Origin of the sequence: Nocardia otitidiscaviarum NBRC 14405, from assembly GCF_000308635.1 — a bacterium.
GTDB classification, from domain to species: Bacteria; Actinomycetota; Actinomycetes; order Mycobacteriales; family Mycobacteriaceae; genus Nocardia; species Nocardia otitidiscaviarum.
Genome location: NZ_BAGD01000019.1, coordinates 95,088 through 110,954, shown reverse-complemented (window position 1 = coordinate 110,954; position 15,867 = coordinate 95,088). Strand labels below are relative to the sequence as shown.

Here is a 15,867-nt window from a genome sequence, read left to right as displayed (position 1 = left end):
GGGCGCAGGTGCCGCCTCGCTGCGTCGAGCTGCCGGAACGCCGCTGTAAACACCCCTCGGCCGGGGTGTCGCGACCGCTCCCCCGCGCCGTCCGGAGAGCACCTTCGGGGGAGTCCACCGGGTCCGGCGGCGCGTCGCGCCGAGTTTCGGCCCGACGGGGCGACTACCGGATTGCGCCACTCCACTAAGCTGCGTTTTCGTGGTTTCGCCTGAGTCCGACGCAGCAAACGAGGAACGCCGTACCCGATTGCTCGCGGCGGCGGCGATCACACTGGGACGGCTGTCCGAGGTCCTGACCCCGCTCGGCGAACTCTTCGCCGCGCACGGCCATCACCTGTACCTGGTGGGCGGCAGTGTGCGCGACGCGGTGCTGGGCCGGCTGGGCACGGATCTGGACTTCACCACCGACGCCCGGCCCGAGCAGGTGCAGGAGCTGATGCGCGGCTGGGCCGACCACCTGTGGGATACCGGCGGCCTGGTCTTCGGCACGGTGAGCGCCGCCAAGGGCGGGCAGCAGCTGGAGATCACCACGTTCCGCGCCGACAGCTACGACCGGGTGTCCCGCAATCCGCAGGTCACCTTCGGCGACTCCCTCGAGGGCGATCTGGTGCGTCGCGACTTCACGGTGAACGCCATGGCGGTGCGCATCGGGGCGCTGGGCGAACTGGAATTCGTCGATCCGCTCGACGGGATGTCGGCCCTGCTCCGGGGGGTGCTGGATACCCCTGCGGCGCCGCAGGATTCGTTCCACGACGATCCGCTGCGCATGCTGCGTGCGGCGCGCTTCGTCGCACAGCTCGGTTTCACCCCGGCGCCGCGGGTGCGGGCGGCCATTGTCGCCATGGCCCCGGAGCTCGACCGCATCACCGCCGAGCGGGTGCGTACCGAACTCGACAAGCTCATCGGCGGCGAGTACCCGACCGACGGCATCGACCTCATGTGCGAGACGGGCCTGGCCGAGCGGGTGCTGCCGGAGGTGCCGGCCATGAAGCTGGAGATCGACGAGCACCACCAGCACAAGGACGTCTACCAGCATTCGCTGACGGTGCTGCGCCAGGCCATCGATCAGGAGGAGGGCGACCCGGACCTGATCCTGCGCTGGGCCGCGCTGCTGCACGATATCGGCAAGCCGCCCACCAAGAAGAACGAGCCGGGCGGCGGGGTGAGCTTCCATCATCACGAGGTGGTGGGCGCGAAGATGGTGCGAAAGCGCATGCGCGCCTTGAAGTACCCCAAGCAGTTCACCGAGGATGTGGCGCGTCTGGTGTATCTGCACCTGCGCTTTCACGGCTACGGCAAGGGGCAGTGGACCGATTCGGCGGTGCGCCGCTATGTCACCGATGCCGGTGAGCTGCTGCCGCGCCTGCACAAACTGGTGCGCGCCGACTGCACCACCCGCAACAAGCGCCGCGCGGCCATGCTGCAATCCACCTACGACGATCTGGAAGTGCGGATCGCCCGCATTCAGGAGCAGGAGGATCTGGCGCGGGTGCGCCCGGACCTGGACGGCAACGCCATCATGGAACTGCTCGGCATCCAGCCCGGCCCCGAGGTGGGCAAGGCGTGGAAGTTCCTGAAGGAGTTGCGACTCGACCGCGGCCCTCTCACCCGCGAGGAAGCCGAGACGGAATTGCTGAAGTGGTGGAAGGGCCAGCAGTCCGCGTCCTGATCGCCGCTGTCAGAAGACGATGAGCGTGGTGCCCGCCACGATGGCGGCGCGGATCTGCGCCAGGTCGAAGGAACCGGTGAGGCCGGGCAGATCGGCCTCGAAAAGTACGTCGTCGCCGATTCTTTCGGCGCGGGTGATGCGCGCGTGATTCGGCAGATCGGTCAGTGGGATCGGCTGTAGCCGCACCGCGCGCCGCGGCATCCGGATGCCCCACCAGTTGGCCCGGTGCAGCTTGATGGTGAGGATATTGTCCTTGATCTCCGCGGTGGCCAGGGCCCGCAATCTTCGTTTTCGATGCCGCGCCAGGATCATTCCGTCCGGCGCGGTTCGTAGCAGCCAGTCCGGCTGCCAGCTGTTGATCCACTGCACCAGCGCCTCGATGTGGATGGTGCCGCGCAGATCCAGTTGGGCGGAGCGGATTTTGGTGGGCACCCCCGGGATGAGCCGCACGCCGTGCGCGATGACGGTGAGTTCCTTGATCGGCTGCTCGTTCCAATACAGATCGGTCAGCACGGTTTTCGACTGGAAGTGCGCCCCGCGCCGTCGCACCTTGAGGGTGTGCAGGGTGGCGCGCAGGTCGTGGCCGAGGACGGTGGCGCTCACCTCCTGCCCGCCGAACTGGCTGAGGATGCCCTCGGACAGCAGCGTCATGAGTACATCGGGCATGAGCGCGGTGACGGTGCCCGCACCGAAGTCGGCGACCGGATCCAGCCAGGCGGTGGTGAAGGTGGTCCACTGATCCAGCCAGCTCTGGTCGAACAGGCGTCGTCCCAGGTCCATGCCGAGGTCCACCGCCCGCAGAGGTGACCAGGCCTTCGGATCGAAATACGTGGCCATGATTGCCCCGAGCGTACCGGCAGCAGGTGACAGCGCCAGGTCGAACGCTGTGACGCCGGTCGCATCAGACCGGAAAGTATCCGCAGATGCGGGACTTTCTCCTTGTTGCACCCGCATATGCGGAGCTATGGTGCTCGTATGCCCGATATTCGCATCCGCGACGCCGCCCAGCTGCTCGGTGTCAGTGACGACACCGTCCGCCGCTGGATCGACGCCGGATCGCTCGCGGCTCACAAGGACGGATCGGGCCGCCTGGTGGTCGACGGTGAGCAGTTGGCGGCCCTGGCCGTCGAGCACGCCCGGACCCCGCGGGCGCGACTGGGCAGTGCCTCCTCGGCACGCAATCGGTTTCCCGGGCTGGTCACCAGGGTGGTGACCGATACGGTGATGGCACAGGTGGAGATGCAATGCGGGCCGTTCACGGTGGTGTCGTTGATGAGCAGCGAATCGGTGCGGGAGCTGGGGTTGCGGCCCGGCAGCGTGGCGGTGGCGAGTGTGAAGGCGACCACCGTGGTGGTCGAGACCGACGCCGATTCCGGCGGGGCCGCATAGGTTTTCGCGCCGGAGCGGGAGCGGCCGCGCTGGCGGTGCTCGGGGTCGCGGCGCTGTCCGGCTGTGGCACTTCCGATTCCACGTCCAGCACGACCGTGACCGTCTTCGCGGCCGCCTCGCTGCAGCACGTCTTCACCGAACTCGGTGCGCGGTACGAATCCGCGCACCCGGGCACCGCGGTGGAATTCTCCTTCGCCGGATCGTCCACGCTCGCAGCACAACTCGAGCAGGGCGCCCCGGCCGACGTCTTCGCCAGCGCGAATCCGGCCAATATGGACAAGGCGGTGCGCAGTGGCCGGATCACCGAGACGTCGACCACCTTCGCTACCAATACGCTCACCATCGTCACCCCGCCCGGCAATCCGGCCGGTATCGCGACCCTGGCGGACCTGTCCCGCCCCGACCTGCGGCTCGTCGTCTGCGCCCCCCAGGTGCCGTGCGGTGCGGCGACCCGGACGGTGACCGCCGCCGCGGGCGTCGCCATCACCCCGGTGAGCGAGGAGTCCGCGGTGACCGATGTGTTGGCCAAGGTCACCACCGGGCAGGCCGACGCCGGTCTGGTGTACGTCACCGATGCCGCCTCGGCCGGGGACCGGGTGGTGACGGTGCCCTTCCCGGAGGCCGCGGCGGCGGTCAACAGCTATCCGATCGCGGTGGTCGCGGATGCGCCGAACCCCGAGCGCGCGCGGGAGTTCCTCGACCTGGTCACCGGGCCGGAGGGCCGGAAGCTGCTGGCGGAGGCCGGGTTCGGTTCCCCGTGAAACATTCGATGCGACCGCGCGGCCTGTCCGGTTCGGTCTCCCCCGGGCCGGGGGTGCCCGCGTGGCTGCTGCTGCCCGCCGTCATCGGTTTCGCACTGGTCATCGGCCCGCTGCTGGCCCTGACCACGGCCGTGGACTGGGCGAACTTCTTCGGTCTCATCACCTCGCCCGCGTCGCGGGACGCCTTGACGCTGAGCGTGCGGACGGCGGCGGCCGCGACGCTGCTGTGCATCGCTCTCGGTGTGCCGATGGCGGTGCTGCTGGCCCGCGCCCGCTGGCGGGCGCTGCCCGTGCTGCGCTCGCTGGTGCTGCTGCCCCTGGTGATTCCGCCGGTGGTCGGCGGTCTGGCGCTGCTCTACCTGTTCGGCCGCAACGGTCTGCTGGGTCGGGAACTGGAGGCGGCGGGCATCCGCATCGCCTTCAGCACGACGGCGGTGGTGCTGGCACAGACCTTCGTCGCCCTCCCGTTCCTGGTCATCACCCTGGAGGGGGCCATGCGCACGGCCGGTGACCGCTTCGAGCGCATCGCCGCCACCCTCGGCGCGCGCCCCACCGTGGTGTGGTGGCGGGTGACCCTGCCCCTGCTGCGCCCGGCCCTGATCTCGGGTTCGGTGCTGGCCTTCGCCCGTGCCCTAGGGGAATTCGGTGCGACGCTCACCTTCGCGGGCAGCCTCCAGGGCCGCACCCGCACCCTGCCACTGGAGATCTACCTGCAACGCGAGACCGACGCCGACGCCGCGGTGGCGCTGTCGCTGCTACTGGTACTGGTCGCGGTGCTCATCGTGCTCATCGCCTACCGGCGCGTGGGTGCCGCGGCGAACGGGCGGACAGCATGAGCGGTCGGGCGCGGAGGAGGCAGCGCGGCGTCATCGTGCAGTTGCACGCCCGGGACTTGGCGGAGAATGCATGAGCGGCCTGCACGTATCGGCGCGGGTGGCCGCTCGCGCCTTGGATGTGGAGTTGGCGGTCGCGCCGGGTGAGGTGCTGGCGGTGCTCGGACCGAACGGTGCGGGGAAGTCCACGCTGCTGGACGTGATCGCGGGAATGCTGCCGCCGGACGCGGGCACGGTTCGGCTCGACGGGCGGGTGCTGACCGATACCGCGCGGGGCATCGCGGTGCCGCCGCACCGGCGCGATATCGGCCTGCTCGCGCAGGAAGCGCTGCTGTTCCCACACCTGTCGGTGCTGGCCAATGTGGCATTCGGGCCGCGCAGCAAGGGACTGCGGGGCCGGGCGGCCGAACGGGTGGCGCGTGACTGGCTGCGCGCTGTCGACGCCGAGGAATTCGCCGATCGCGCACCGGGTTCGCTGTCGGGTGGGCAGTCCCAGCGGGTGGCTCTGGCGCGGGCGCTGGCGGTGCGACCGCGGGTGCTGCTGCTGGATGAACCCATGGCGGCACTGGACGTGACCGTGGCTCCCGCCATGCGCGCCCTGCTGCGCCGGGTGCTGCGCGACAGCCCGCACGCCCCCACCGGCACGGTGCTGGTCACCCACGACATGATCGACGCGCTCACTCTGGCGGATCGCCTGGTGGTGATCGAATCCGGCCGGGTGGTGGAGTCGGGTCCGGTGGCCGCCGTGCTGGCCCGCCCGCGCAGCGCCTTCGCGGCCCGGATAGCCGGTATGAACCTGGTGGTGGGAGAGGCGGTCGCGGCGGCCGATGTCGCCGACCCGGTGCACGCCGTCGATGCGGACGGGATGCGCGTTCACGGGTGCGCGGATGCGGGGTGGACGCCCACCGGCCGGGCGGCCGCCGTCTTCGCGCCCACGGCGGTGGCGGTGTACCGCGAGCAACCGGAAGGCAGCCCCCGCAATGTGTTTCCGGTGCGGATCGCCGAGCTGACCGATCGCGGCGGAATCATCCGGATCCGGGCCGATCTGACCGGAACCGGCCGAAGCGGCCGGAAGCGCGGCGACGCGGCGACGAACGGTGTCGCCGCGAGCGGCCCCGTCGCACTGACAGCGGACCTGACGCCGGGCGCGGTGGCGGACCTGAGGCTGGCCCCGGATACGGAGGTCTACTTCTCGGTCAAAGCTGCCGAGGTACAGGTGTACCCCTGCTGAGGCGTGTCGCGGTGACCGCGCACCGAGTCGGGCGGTGCCGGTCGCCCGGCATGGCCCGCGCGGCGAGTCCGGCAGCGGCGACGCGAGGGTCAGGCAGCGGCGGCGCGAGATCGGGTAGCGGTGGCGGCGCGACGATTCAGGCAGTGTCGGTGGTGTGCGGCGACGTCGGGGCGGCGGTAGTGGCGCGGATTCGGTCGTGGGGTGTGTCGGTGGCCGCCGCGGTGCCATGCTGGAGCTATGGCGTTCGATCTGAACAGCGACCTCGGTGAGGGTTTCGGTGCGTACAGCATGGGTGACGACGCGGCCATGCTGGACATCGTGACCAGCGCGAACATCGCCTGTGGCTTCCATGCCGGTGATCCGTCGATCATGCGGCGCACCTGTGAGCTGGCGGTTGCCAAGGGTGTGCGGATCGGCGCGCACATCGGTTACCGGGACCTGGTGGGTTTCGGGCGGCGACATGTGGCGGTGACCGCGGACGAATTGCGCGACGAAACCCTGTATCAGGTCGGCAGTCTGGATGTCTTCGCCCGCAGCGCGGGTGACCGGGTGCGATATGTGAAGCCGCACGGCGCGCTGTATCACGCCGCGTCCGCGGATCGGGAGCTGGCCGAGGCCGTATTGTCGGCCATGGCGGAATTCGGCGGGGAGCTGTCGCTGCTCGGCCCGGCCGGGACCGAGTTGGAGGCGGCGGCCCGGGCGCGCGGAATCGCGTTCGTCGGTGAGGGTTTCGCCGATCGCGCCTACCTGTCCTCCGGCAGGCTGGCGCCGCGCAGCCAGCCGGGCGCGGTGCTGTGGCCCGACGACGCGGTGACCCAGGCGCTGTCGATCGCCCGCGACAGCAAGGCTGTCACGGTGGACGGCGGCGCGGTGGCGGTACGCGCCACGAGCATCTGCGTCCACGGCGATTCCCCGGCCGCGGTGGAGATGGCGCGCCGGATCCGCTCGACCCTGGACGAAGCGGGCATCCCCGTCGGCGCGTTCTGCTGAAGGGGAGACCGCCCATGACGGCTGTACCACCGATCCCCCGCCCCCGGCTCGAACCGCCGACGGCATCTCGCGGGGGCGGGTCGTAGTGCCCGCGCACGATCCCACGCACATGCCCGGCGACGATGCCGCTCGCGATGCCGCGACCACAGTCGACAATGCAGATCGTCGGATCCCGCGCCCGAGTGGCACCGCTTCCGGTAGCGGCGCCGCAGCGTCGGCCCGGCCGGGCGCGCACCGCGCCGCGCTCGCGCGGGAGGCACCCGCCGGGGATATCCGTGCGGCAGGCGACCGGGCGCTGCTGGTGATTCCGCCGTCGCGCGCCCTCATCCCGCATCTGCTCGCGGCGCTCGGGGCACGGCCCGACGGCGTGGTGGATGTGTTGCCCGCCGCCGAGACCGTGCTGGTGACGCTGACCGCGCCCGCCGCCGCCGAACCGGTGCGCCGTCGGTTGTCCGGCGTGCTGGCCGATCTCGCCGCTACCGCCGGTGGCGCAGCCGGTGAGCCGACGCCTCCCCATCCCGCCGAGCCGGGTGCGGCCACGGTGGGCGATACCGACGCGGTGGGCGGTGGCGGCGCTGGCACCGAACCGCTGGTGGTACCGGTGCGCTACGACGGCGCGGATCTGCCGCAGGTGGCGGAGCTGCTGGGGCTGACCGTCGACGAGGTGATCACCCAGCACACCGGTATCGAATGGCAGTGCGCCTTCGTCGGTTTCGCGCCCGGTTTCGGCTATCTGGAATCCTCGGACGGCCGCCTGGCCGTGTCGCGCCGCGCCCAGTCGCGCACCGCCATTCCGCCGGGTGCGGTCGCGCTGGCGGGCGGCTACTCGGCGGTGTATCCGCGCCGCAGTCCGGGCGGCTGGCAGCTCATCGGCACCACGGAGCTGCACATGTGGGATGTCGATCGTGATCCGCCCGCCCTCATCCGCCCCGGTACCCGGGTGCGTTTCGCGGCGGTGGACCGATGATCCGGGTGGAGCGGGTCGGGCCGCTGGCGACCATTCAGGACCTGGGCCGTCCCGGCTGGTTCGGCTCCGGCGTGGGGACGGCCGGTGCGGCGGACCGCGCCGCGCTGCGGCTGGCCAACCGGCTGGTCGGCAACCCGGAGGGTGCGGCCGGAATCGAGGTGCTGCTCGGCGGTGTGGAACTGCGTGCGCAGCGCCACCTGACCGTGGCGGTCACGGGTGCGCCCGTACCCACCTTCGTGGACGACCGCCCCGTCGGCATTGCCAGTGTGCTGGAAATCGATGAGGGCCAGTGTCTTCGGCTCGGCCTGGCGCGCACCGGATTGCGCGGTTATGTGGCCGTGCGGGGCGGTATCGACGTGCCGCCGGTGCTGGGGTCGCGCAGTCGCGACACCATGGCGGGCATCGGCCCGGAACCGCTGCGGCCCGGAGATGTGCTGCCGGTCGGCGCTCCCCCGCGCACCCATCCGATCGTCGATGTCGCCCCCGTCGCACCGCCCGGCGACGAACCGCTGACCGTCCGGGTGCTGCTCGGCCCCCGCGACGACTGGTTCACCGCCCCTGGCGATCTGTGCGCCGGGGAGTGGACGGTTTCCGCCGACACCGACCGCATCGGCGCGCGGCTGGACCGTCGCACCGGCCCACCGCTGCGCCGCCGCAACGACCGCGAATTGCCCACGGAGGGCGTCGCGTTGGGCTCCATCCAGGTGCCGCCCAGTGGCCAGCCGGTGGTGTTCCTCGCCGACCATCCGATCACCGGCGGCTACCCGGTGATCGCGGTGGTGGTCGACGCCGACGTCGACGCGCTGGCGCAGGCGCGCCCCGGCAGCCGAATCCGATTCCGGCGGTGCTGATTTCCGTCGAGCGGCGGTCGGCTCGCACGCGGCGGAACCCCGTCAGTGCTCCAGCTTCGCGTGCATGAGATACACGTTGTAGCTCCCCCACGCCGACAGCGTGAAGTACAGATCCTCGGCGGTAGACCACGGATGGATGAATCCGCCGTAGGTGGCCGGATAGTCCCGGGTGCTCACCAGCGGAATCGGATCGCTCCACGTGCCCTGCGGTGCGGCGGCGGTGCGCAGCACGAGTTGGTGCGCGGGCGCGTCCAGGTACACCATCTGCCACTGCCCGCTGCCCTGGTCGTAGTGGATGGACAGTTCACTGGCGGTGCCGAGAACCAGTGGGGTGGCGAGCAATTCGTTGGGTCCGTCGGCGGGCACCCAGTTGCCGCCCACCCAGTACTGGTAGGCGGTCTTGTTCAGCACCTCGGCGGCGGGCACCCGTGCCAGGCCGATGACGCCCATGCGCCCGTTGGGAGTTCCGAACATGTACACCCAGTCGCCGTGCGGCACCATGGTGGCCACCTGGAAGCGTCCGATGCCGAAGAGGTTGTCCCACTGCGCATGCTGGGATTTCACCCAGGTGCGGCCGTTGTCGTCGGACCAGGCGAGGCCGCCGTGGTTGGTCCACCACATGCCCGGTATCCGGCTCCACCGGTTCACCGACATGTAGGTCAGGTACTGCCGGTCACCGAGCGCGAATCCGGAGGTGGGAATGGTGGTGGTCTCGAAGTTCTTGATCTTGCGGCTGCCCAGCAGTTCGGCCGCGTGGCAGCGGCTGTCCTGGACGAAGGAGTCCAGGGTGAGGCCGTCGGAGAGGTCGCGGTCGGTGCTGTAGGCGAGCACATTGCTGCGCCAGTCCGGGCCTCCGACGCTGTCGGGTACCCAGCCCTCGCCGAAGGTGTCGCCGAAGACCACGGCCACCTCGCCGGGCCGGTTCTCCCACATGAGGCCGAGGTCGGTGCCGTCCACCTGCCAGCGGATATCGGTGCGGTTCTCCGAGCCCGGACCGGTGAGCTGCTCGACCAACCGGACCTCGGTGACGCGCGGCGGTGCGACGGGTGCGGCGAGCGGTCCGGGTGCGGGCGGGACGTGTGTCGGCGTCGGCGCGGGCTGCGGCTCCGGCGGCTCCCCTCCGGGGACCGGGATGGGAATCGGCTCGGTCTCCGGGACGATCTCGATCTCGGGCAGCCGCGGCAGGGCCGGTACGGGCGGTTGCGAGGTCTGCGGTTCGGGTGCCGGTTCCGGCGGCGCGGTGGGCGTCGGTGTCGATTCCGGCGGGCGCTCGCTGTCGGGAAGCTCCGGCGGCGTACCGCTCGGGGTGGCGGGAGTCCCTGTGGCACTGGGATTGTGCCGCAGGTCCGGGCACGGTGAGGCGCACGGGTCCGGCGGCAGCGGGGCCGGGTCGATCCGGGTGTCGTCCGGCGCGGGCCCGGGTATCGGCACGGGCACGAACTCCGGTACGGGGACCGGGATTCGGATGGTCGGCGGCGGGCTCCACGGCGTGGCATCCGGTTGGGGTTCGCGGGCCAGCGGGTCGAATCCCACCTCGCCGCAACTGTTCACGGGGGCGGGCGCCCACGGCGCGGGGGCCGCGGCCGCCGGCGGGGTGAGCGCCAGACCGACCGCGACGACGCCGGTCAGTACGGATGCGGTGCGGAGCGGGGTCGGGATCGGCGCGTGCTGCGGAAATCCCATTGCTTTGTGCGTCTCCTGTCCGGGGGCGCGGCGTACCGCGTCACTCGAGATCGACAACCGTGTCACAGTATCGGTCCGCGTGCGGTTACGCGCGAGTCGTCCGCGCCGTCAACCGATTTGCGACCGAAACGAGACCGGTCTAGCACGAGCCCCCGCCCCGCCACCGCGTGTCGAACGCGATGGCGGCGAGTCCGCAGGCGTAGATCCCGGCCGCGGCCACCACCACCGCGGGTGCACGCCCATCGGCCGGTATCACCGTCGCGGTGGCCGCCAGCGCCAGCACGAAGGCGATGTTGAAGACGGTGTCCTGGAGGGCGAACACCTGTCCGCGGTGCGCGTCGTCGATCTCGATCTGCATGGCGGCATCACCGGTGAGTTTGATGGTCTGTCCGGCCAGGCCGAGCAGGAAGGCGGCGGCCAGCAGCGCCAGCCGGGCGCGTGCCTCGTCGTCGCCGGTGGCCACGGTGATCGGCGTGACCAGCGTCAGCTGCACGACGATGGCGGTGACCAGCCCCGCCACGACGGTGCGGATGCGGCCCAGGCGCGGGATGAGCAGCGGCGCCAGCACGGCCGCGCTCAGCATGCCCGCCCCGGTGCTGGTGATGGCGACACCGAAACCGGCAAGCCGCTCGGCAACCCCGGAGCCGTCCTCGACGCCGCGCCGCAACACCAGCACCATGAGCAGCGTGTCGGCCCCGAACACCATGCGGTGTGCGCCGATGCCGATCATGGCGGTGGTGACCTGGCGGGACCGTCCGGCCGCCACCGCGCCGCCGCGCAGCCCGCCCGCGATGGCGCGCACCGAGCTGCGGGCGTCGCGTTCGGCCCGGTCGGGTCCGAGTATTCGGCCCCGGAATCCGGCCGCCGCGGCGACGCCGAGCACCGATCCGACGGCACTGCCCGCGACCGCGACCGCCGATCCGGTGTCGCCGGGCCCGATCAGCCCGATGATCCCGAAGCCGAGACTCGCGCCCGCGATGGCGCAGCCGGCCGCCGTCGTCGCCATGATCGAGTTCATCGGCACCAGCCAGCGCTGTTCCAGCACCTTGGGCAGTGCCGCCGCGCAGCCCGCGCCCACGAACCGTCCGATGCCGACCACGGCGAGCGCGAGCAGCAGTAGCGGCGTGGCGGCGATCCCGCCCGCCAGCAGTGCGGCCGTCACCGCGATCAGCCCGGCCCGCAGCATATTGGCCAGCAGCAGGACGGTGCGCCGGTCCCAGCGGTCCAGCAGCGCGCCCGCGTAGGGGCCGATGATCGAGTACGGCAGCAGCAGGGCCGCGAATCCGGCCGCGATATCCGCCGGATCGGTCTGCCGTTCCGGGTTGAACAGGATCGCCCCCGACAGCGCCGCCTGGAACATGCCGTCGCCGAACGGACCGGCCAGTCGGACGACCGCCAGTCGCAGTACCCCCGGGTTGCCGCGCAGCGCCGCGCGGACCGTGCGCGCGAGTGCGCCGAAACCCTGGCCCGATCCGAATCCTCGCCCCGTCGCCGGGACGTTCACCGGGCGGGATGCGTGGTCACGAGGGCGTAGACGGCGGCGCGCATATCGGGGGCCATCGGCAGGTTGTCCAGTCCGTCGGCGTCGACCCACTGGTATTGATCGTGTTCGCTCGGATCGAGTGCGATCTCACCGTATTCGGCTTCCACCACGAAGCTGTATTTGCGGACGCGGGATTTCGTGCGGGTGGCGTAGTCGAATCCGCCGAGTACGTCGGTGATTCGCACCAGGCGAAGTCCGGTTTCCTCGAAAAGTTCGCGTTCCACGCATTCGGCGAATGTTTCCCCGGATTCCACGCCGCCGCCCGGCAGTTCATACATTCCACCGTGCCAGTCATCGGCGACACGCCGTACGACCAGTAGTTTGCCATTGCGGAACACGGCGACGCCGACCACGAAATGGGTGATGCCCTCGCTGCCCGCCTGCTGCCGGAGTTCGCGTTCGATACCCGCGAGTACCTCAGGTCTCATCCGTCCCCCTCCCTCCGGTTCTGCTTGCGGCACATCATGTTACGGTCGCCGCCCCGGTGCGGCACAGCGGGCGGCTTTCGGGCGCGCCCGCGGGGCGACAATTCGCCGGCCGGATGCGCCGTTCGGTAATGCCTGGTCGGGGCCGTGCGGATGATTGCTGCCCGCACGATAGAATTTACCGGGAATTCAGGCAGGGGTTCCGAACGGGCTTCTACCCTGGAAGTCGATCGGTGCTCGCCGGTGAGAGGAGACGGCGGTGTCCACGCTCACGACACCACACATCGATGTCCATCGGGGCGGCGACCGCATGAAAACGCGTGTGGCGTGGCTGGATTCGAAGCATTCCTTCTCCTTCGGCGAACACTACGATCCGGACAACACCCACCACGGCCTGCTGCTGGTCAACAACGAGGACATCGTGCTGCCCGGCGAGGGTTTCGACACCCACCCGCATCGGGATATGGAGATCGTGACCTGGGTGTTGAGCGGCAGCCTGGTGCATCAGGATTCGCTCGGGCACGCCGGTGTCATCTATCCCGGCCTGGCCCAGCGCATGAGCGCGGGCACCGGCATCCTGCATTCGGAGAAGAACGACGCGTGGCGGATCAGCAATGCCGCCGAACACGAGGAACCGGTGCACTTCGTCCAGATGTGGGTGGTGCCCGACGAACCCGGCATCGAACCGGGCTATCAGCAGTTGGAGATCGACGACGAATTGGCGGGCGGCGGTCTGGTGACCGTGGCCTCGGGGCTGCCGCGCTACCGCGACCGCACCGCCATCGCCATCGCCAGCAGTCATTCCGCGCTGCATGTCGCGCGGATGGCCGAACCGAGCACGGTGGCCGAACCGAGCACCGAGGTGCGCCTACCGGAGGCCCCGTACCTGCATGTCTTCGTGGCGCGGGGCGAGGTGGAGGTGGAGGGCGTCGGCACCCTCTACGAGGGTGACGCCGTGCGCATGACACGCAGCGGCGGTCAGCGCATCACCGCGAATATGCCCGCTGAGGTGCTGGTCTGGGAAATGCACGCGCGGCTCGGCGGGCAGTAACCGGCGTCGGGGCGGTCGCGCCAATACCATGGGCGATGTGCGTCACCTGCGTTAACGGTCTCCGCGCGGCCGCGCGATACCGGGAGCGAGCACCGATGGAAGGATGCCACCATGTCGCAGTATCCGCCGCCCGGCCAATACCCGCCCCCTGGTGACTATCCGCCGCCGGGCGGTTATCAGCCCCAACCCGGCCAGCAGTACTGGCAGGAGCCCCCGAAGGGTAAGGGCCTGGCCATTACCGCGCTGGTGCTCGGCATCATCGCCATTCCGACGGGTTTCATCCTGCTCGGTTTCCTCTTCGGCCCGTTGGCCGTGATCTTCGGCCTCATCGCCCTGCTGAGCAAGAAGTCCGGCGGCACCGGAATGGCCGTCACCGGTATCGTCCTCGGTCTGATCGGCGTGGTGGTCTCCCTGGTCGTGGGTCTGTTCTTCTGGGGCGTCGCCAAGGAGGCGGGCTTCGACAACTTCCTCGACTGCATGAATGCCGCGGGCAATGATCAGGCCAAGATCGAGCAGTGCCAGCGGGACTTCGAGCAGAATCTCGACGACCGGTTCGGCATCACCATCACCCCGGAGCCGACCCGCTGACGGTCAGGCCGAACCCTCGCGGTCGGTGTTGGTGATGCGGCAGGCCCGCGTCGCGTCGAGCACCTCCGCCAGTTCGGGCCGGAAGTCCCCTTCCGGCGGACAGATCCAGCGGCGGTAGCCGCCGCGCTCGTCGGCGGGTGAGGGCAGCACGATGCGGCTGCCGGGCAGCGCCACGCCCGCGCAGTCCCGGAACAGGTCGGCGACCAGCGTCATATCCAGATACGAGTTGTCGGTGGGGCCGGTGAGGAAGGTCCAGCGCGCCGAGCGCGGATGCGCGATGACCGGCCCGCAGCGGGCACGCAGTCGAGCGCGGACACGATGCCCCAGTTCGGCGGGCATGGTGACGGCTCCGACCGCGCCGACCTCCAGCATGATCCGGCCCAGGCCGGGGTCGACGACGCCGTAGAGACCGTGCTCGGCGCGATAGCCGCGGCAGCGGTCGAAGGCGTCCTCGGTGTCCGTATGGAAGGTGGGGTCGAGCGTGCTCATGGGCGAACTCGTCTCGGTGCGGACCACTCGTCGGGATGGGTTATCAGACCGTAACCCCCGGCAATCGAAATGACAATAGTCACACGCTGGGGAGTTGCCAGGCGTAGCATCGGCAGTCATGGCACCCGTCTCTCCGACCGTCGCCCGCTGGGAACTGGTCCTGCGTCTGCGGGAACTACGCGAGCAGCACGGGTTCGATTCCGCCACCTTCGCCAAGCGGGTCGGCTTCACCCCGGCCAACTGGTCCCACGTGGAGAAGGGCCGCCGCGTCCTCACCGTCAACACCATCGGTCCGGTACTGGAACTGCTCGAGGTGGAGGGTGAGGAACGCGAGGAACTGCTGGCCCTGCTGGCCGCCAGCAAGGAGCGCGGCTGGTGGGCCAAGTCCTCGGCCCTGATCGGCACCGAACTGCAGCGCTACTACGGCATGGAGTACGGCGCGGAGGCCATCCGCAGCTACGACAGCCTGGTGATTCCGGGCCTGCTGCAAACCGAGGAGTACGCCCGGGCCCTGATCAGCGCCGACGTCATGATTCGTCCGGTGCAGGTGGAACAGCTGGTTGCCGTGCGGATGCGCCGCCAGCAGCGGCTGTCCGAAGACGACCGGCCGGAGGTCACCGCGGTGGTCGGCGAGGCGACGCTGCGTCAGCAGATCGGCGGTCCGAAGGTGCTGCGCGGCCAGCTCGAACACCTGGCCCGGCTGCTGGACGACAATGACGCGGTGACCGTGCGGGTCATTCCGTTCACCGCCACGGCGGGTGCGGTGCTGGGCGGCTCGAGTTTCCATCTGCTCGATTTCACCGCCGCGGCCCTGCCCACTTTCGGCTGGGTCGAGAGCGCGGTGTTCGGCGGTGCGGTGGACGATCCCGACCAGGTGCGGGATCTGTCGTTCGCCTATGTGCGTGCACTCGACCAATCTCTCGATCGCGCAGAATCTTTGGAGATGATCAGAATTTATGCGAAAGGGGAATGAGAGCATTTCGTACCGTAAAATGCAGCCCATGTCCACCACAGCGAGGCTTCATCCGGAATCCACCGGATGGTTCACATCGTCTCGAACCAACAACGGCAATCAATGCGTCGAGGTCCGTTTCGACGGTGCTGCGGTGCTCATTCGGGACAGCAAGTACCGCCGCGATCCGGCGCACCGCCTCGACGACGAGCCCATCATCACCGTCACCGCGACCGAATGGATGCGCTTCCTCGCCGCCGTGACCGGTCGGCCGTCCACCCCCTCGACCCTCACCCACCACACCGCCCCGGACGGCTCGACCACCCTCACCGACGGCGAGATCACCCTCGTCTACACCCCCGGCGAATGGGCGGCATTCACCGCCGGAGCCCGAGACGGCGAATTCGACCGGATCGCCCTCGTCGCCTGAGCGCGAACGGCCGAC

17 protein-coding genes are annotated in these 15,867 nt (G+C 70.1%); 12 read left to right on the top strand and 5 right to left on the bottom strand.

The genetic code is table 11. From position 1 onward, the window contains the following. Positions 1–199: 199 nt before the first annotated feature. Entirely contained in the window at positions 200–1,669 is a 1,470-nt protein-coding gene (locus tag ON31_RS00580; protein WP_039808104.1) for a CCA tRNA nucleotidyltransferase, read from the top strand. Positions 1,670–1,678: 9 nt separating this feature from the next. On the opposite strand, the gene ON31_RS00575 is transcribed toward ON31_RS00580, so the two are convergent. Beyond that, the gene (locus ON31_RS00575) at positions 1,679–2,506 is read right to left on the bottom strand and encodes a hypothetical protein (RefSeq protein ID WP_039808101.1); all 828 of its coding nucleotides are present in this window, start codon (positions 2,504–2,506) and stop codon (positions 1,679–1,681) included. 138 nt (positions 2,507–2,644) lie between these two features. Here ON31_RS00575 and ON31_RS00570 point away from each other — a divergent pair, with 138 nt between their 5' ends. From ON31_RS00570 to ON31_RS00540, 7 genes are all read left to right on the top strand, one after another. After that, positions 2,645–3,058 (top strand): TOBE domain-containing protein, encoded by a 414-nt coding sequence (locus tag ON31_RS00570; protein WP_039808098.1) that lies wholly within the window; start codon positions 2,645–2,647, stop codon positions 3,056–3,058. After that, a complete protein-coding gene (modA, locus tag ON31_RS00565; protein WP_051036611.1) occupies positions 3,055–3,819 on the top strand; it encodes a molybdate ABC transporter substrate-binding protein in 765 nt (254 codons plus the stop codon). The genes ON31_RS00570 and modA overlap by 4 nt, the downstream gene beginning before the upstream one ends. A gap of 8 nt (positions 3,820–3,827) precedes the next feature. After that, the gene (locus ON31_RS00560) at positions 3,828–4,655 is read left to right on the top strand and encodes an ABC transporter permease (protein WP_039808095.1); all 828 of its coding nucleotides are present in this window, start codon (positions 3,828–3,830) and stop codon (positions 4,653–4,655) included. Between the two features lie 70 nt (positions 4,656–4,725). Beyond that, positions 4,726–5,883 (top strand): sulfate/molybdate ABC transporter ATP-binding protein, encoded by a 1,158-nt coding sequence (locus ON31_RS00555; protein WP_039808092.1) that lies wholly within the window; start codon positions 4,726–4,728, stop codon positions 5,881–5,883. A gap of 237 nt (positions 5,884–6,120) precedes the next feature. Next, a complete protein-coding gene (locus ON31_RS00550; RefSeq protein ID WP_039808090.1) occupies positions 6,121–6,873 on the top strand; it encodes a LamB/YcsF family protein in 753 nt (250 codons plus the stop codon). Between the two features lie 109 nt (positions 6,874–6,982). Next, positions 6,983–7,840, top strand: coding sequence for a 5-oxoprolinase subunit B family protein (locus ON31_RS00545; RefSeq protein WP_081592133.1), 858 nt, complete (start codon positions 6,983–6,985; stop codon positions 7,838–7,840). Beyond that, positions 7,837–8,691, top strand: coding sequence for a 5-oxoprolinase subunit C family protein (locus ON31_RS00540; protein ID WP_039808087.1), 855 nt, complete (start codon positions 7,837–7,839; stop codon positions 8,689–8,691). The genes ON31_RS00545 and ON31_RS00540 overlap by 4 nt, the downstream gene beginning before the upstream one ends. 42 nt (positions 8,692–8,733) lie before the next feature. On the opposite strand, the gene ON31_RS00535 is transcribed toward ON31_RS00540, so the two are convergent. From ON31_RS00535 to ON31_RS00525, 3 genes are all read right to left on the bottom strand, one after another. Then, the gene (locus ON31_RS00535; RefSeq protein ID WP_039808084.1) at positions 8,734–10,374 is read right to left on the bottom strand and encodes a glycoside hydrolase family 183 protein; all 1,641 of its coding nucleotides are present in this window, start codon (positions 10,372–10,374) and stop codon (positions 8,734–8,736) included. 139 nt (positions 10,375–10,513) lie between these two features. After that, complete coding sequence (locus ON31_RS00530; RefSeq protein ID WP_039808081.1) at positions 10,514–11,878, bottom strand: MFS transporter; 1,365 nt, start codon at positions 11,876–11,878, stop codon at positions 10,514–10,516. Next, positions 11,875–12,345, bottom strand: a complete 471-nt coding sequence (locus ON31_RS00525; protein WP_039808078.1) for an NUDIX hydrolase — start codon at positions 12,343–12,345, stop codon at positions 11,875–11,877. The genes ON31_RS00530 and ON31_RS00525 overlap by 4 nt, the downstream gene beginning before the upstream one ends. A 256-nt stretch (positions 12,346–12,601) precedes the next feature. Here ON31_RS00525 and ON31_RS00520 point away from each other — a divergent pair, with 256 nt between their 5' ends. Then, positions 12,602–13,393 (top strand): pirin family protein, encoded by a 792-nt coding sequence (locus tag ON31_RS00520; protein ID WP_039808075.1) that lies wholly within the window; start codon positions 12,602–12,604, stop codon positions 13,391–13,393. A 111-nt stretch (positions 13,394–13,504) separates the two neighbouring features. Beyond that, positions 13,505–13,981, top strand: coding sequence for a DUF4190 domain-containing protein (locus ON31_RS00515; RefSeq protein ID WP_029932450.1), 477 nt, complete (start codon positions 13,505–13,507; stop codon positions 13,979–13,981). 3 nt (positions 13,982–13,984) lie between these two features. Here ON31_RS00515 and ON31_RS00510 read toward each other — a convergent pair whose 3' ends face one another. Next, positions 13,985–14,470 (bottom strand): hypothetical protein, encoded by a 486-nt coding sequence (locus ON31_RS00510; protein WP_051036570.1) that lies wholly within the window; start codon positions 14,468–14,470, stop codon positions 13,985–13,987. Positions 14,471–14,588: 118 nt separating this feature from the next. Here ON31_RS00510 and ON31_RS00505 point away from each other — a divergent pair, with 118 nt between their 5' ends. Then, a complete protein-coding gene (locus tag ON31_RS00505) occupies positions 14,589–15,443 on the top strand; it encodes a helix-turn-helix domain-containing protein (protein WP_029932448.1) in 855 nt (284 codons plus the stop codon). Between the two features lie 28 nt (positions 15,444–15,471). Beyond that, positions 15,472–15,852 carry a DUF397 domain-containing protein gene (locus ON31_RS00500; RefSeq protein WP_039808072.1) on the top strand — a complete coding sequence of 127 codons (381 nt, stop codon included), beginning with the start codon at positions 15,472–15,474 and terminating at the stop codon, positions 15,850–15,852. The last annotated feature ends 15 nt before the right edge of the window (positions 15,853–15,867 follow it).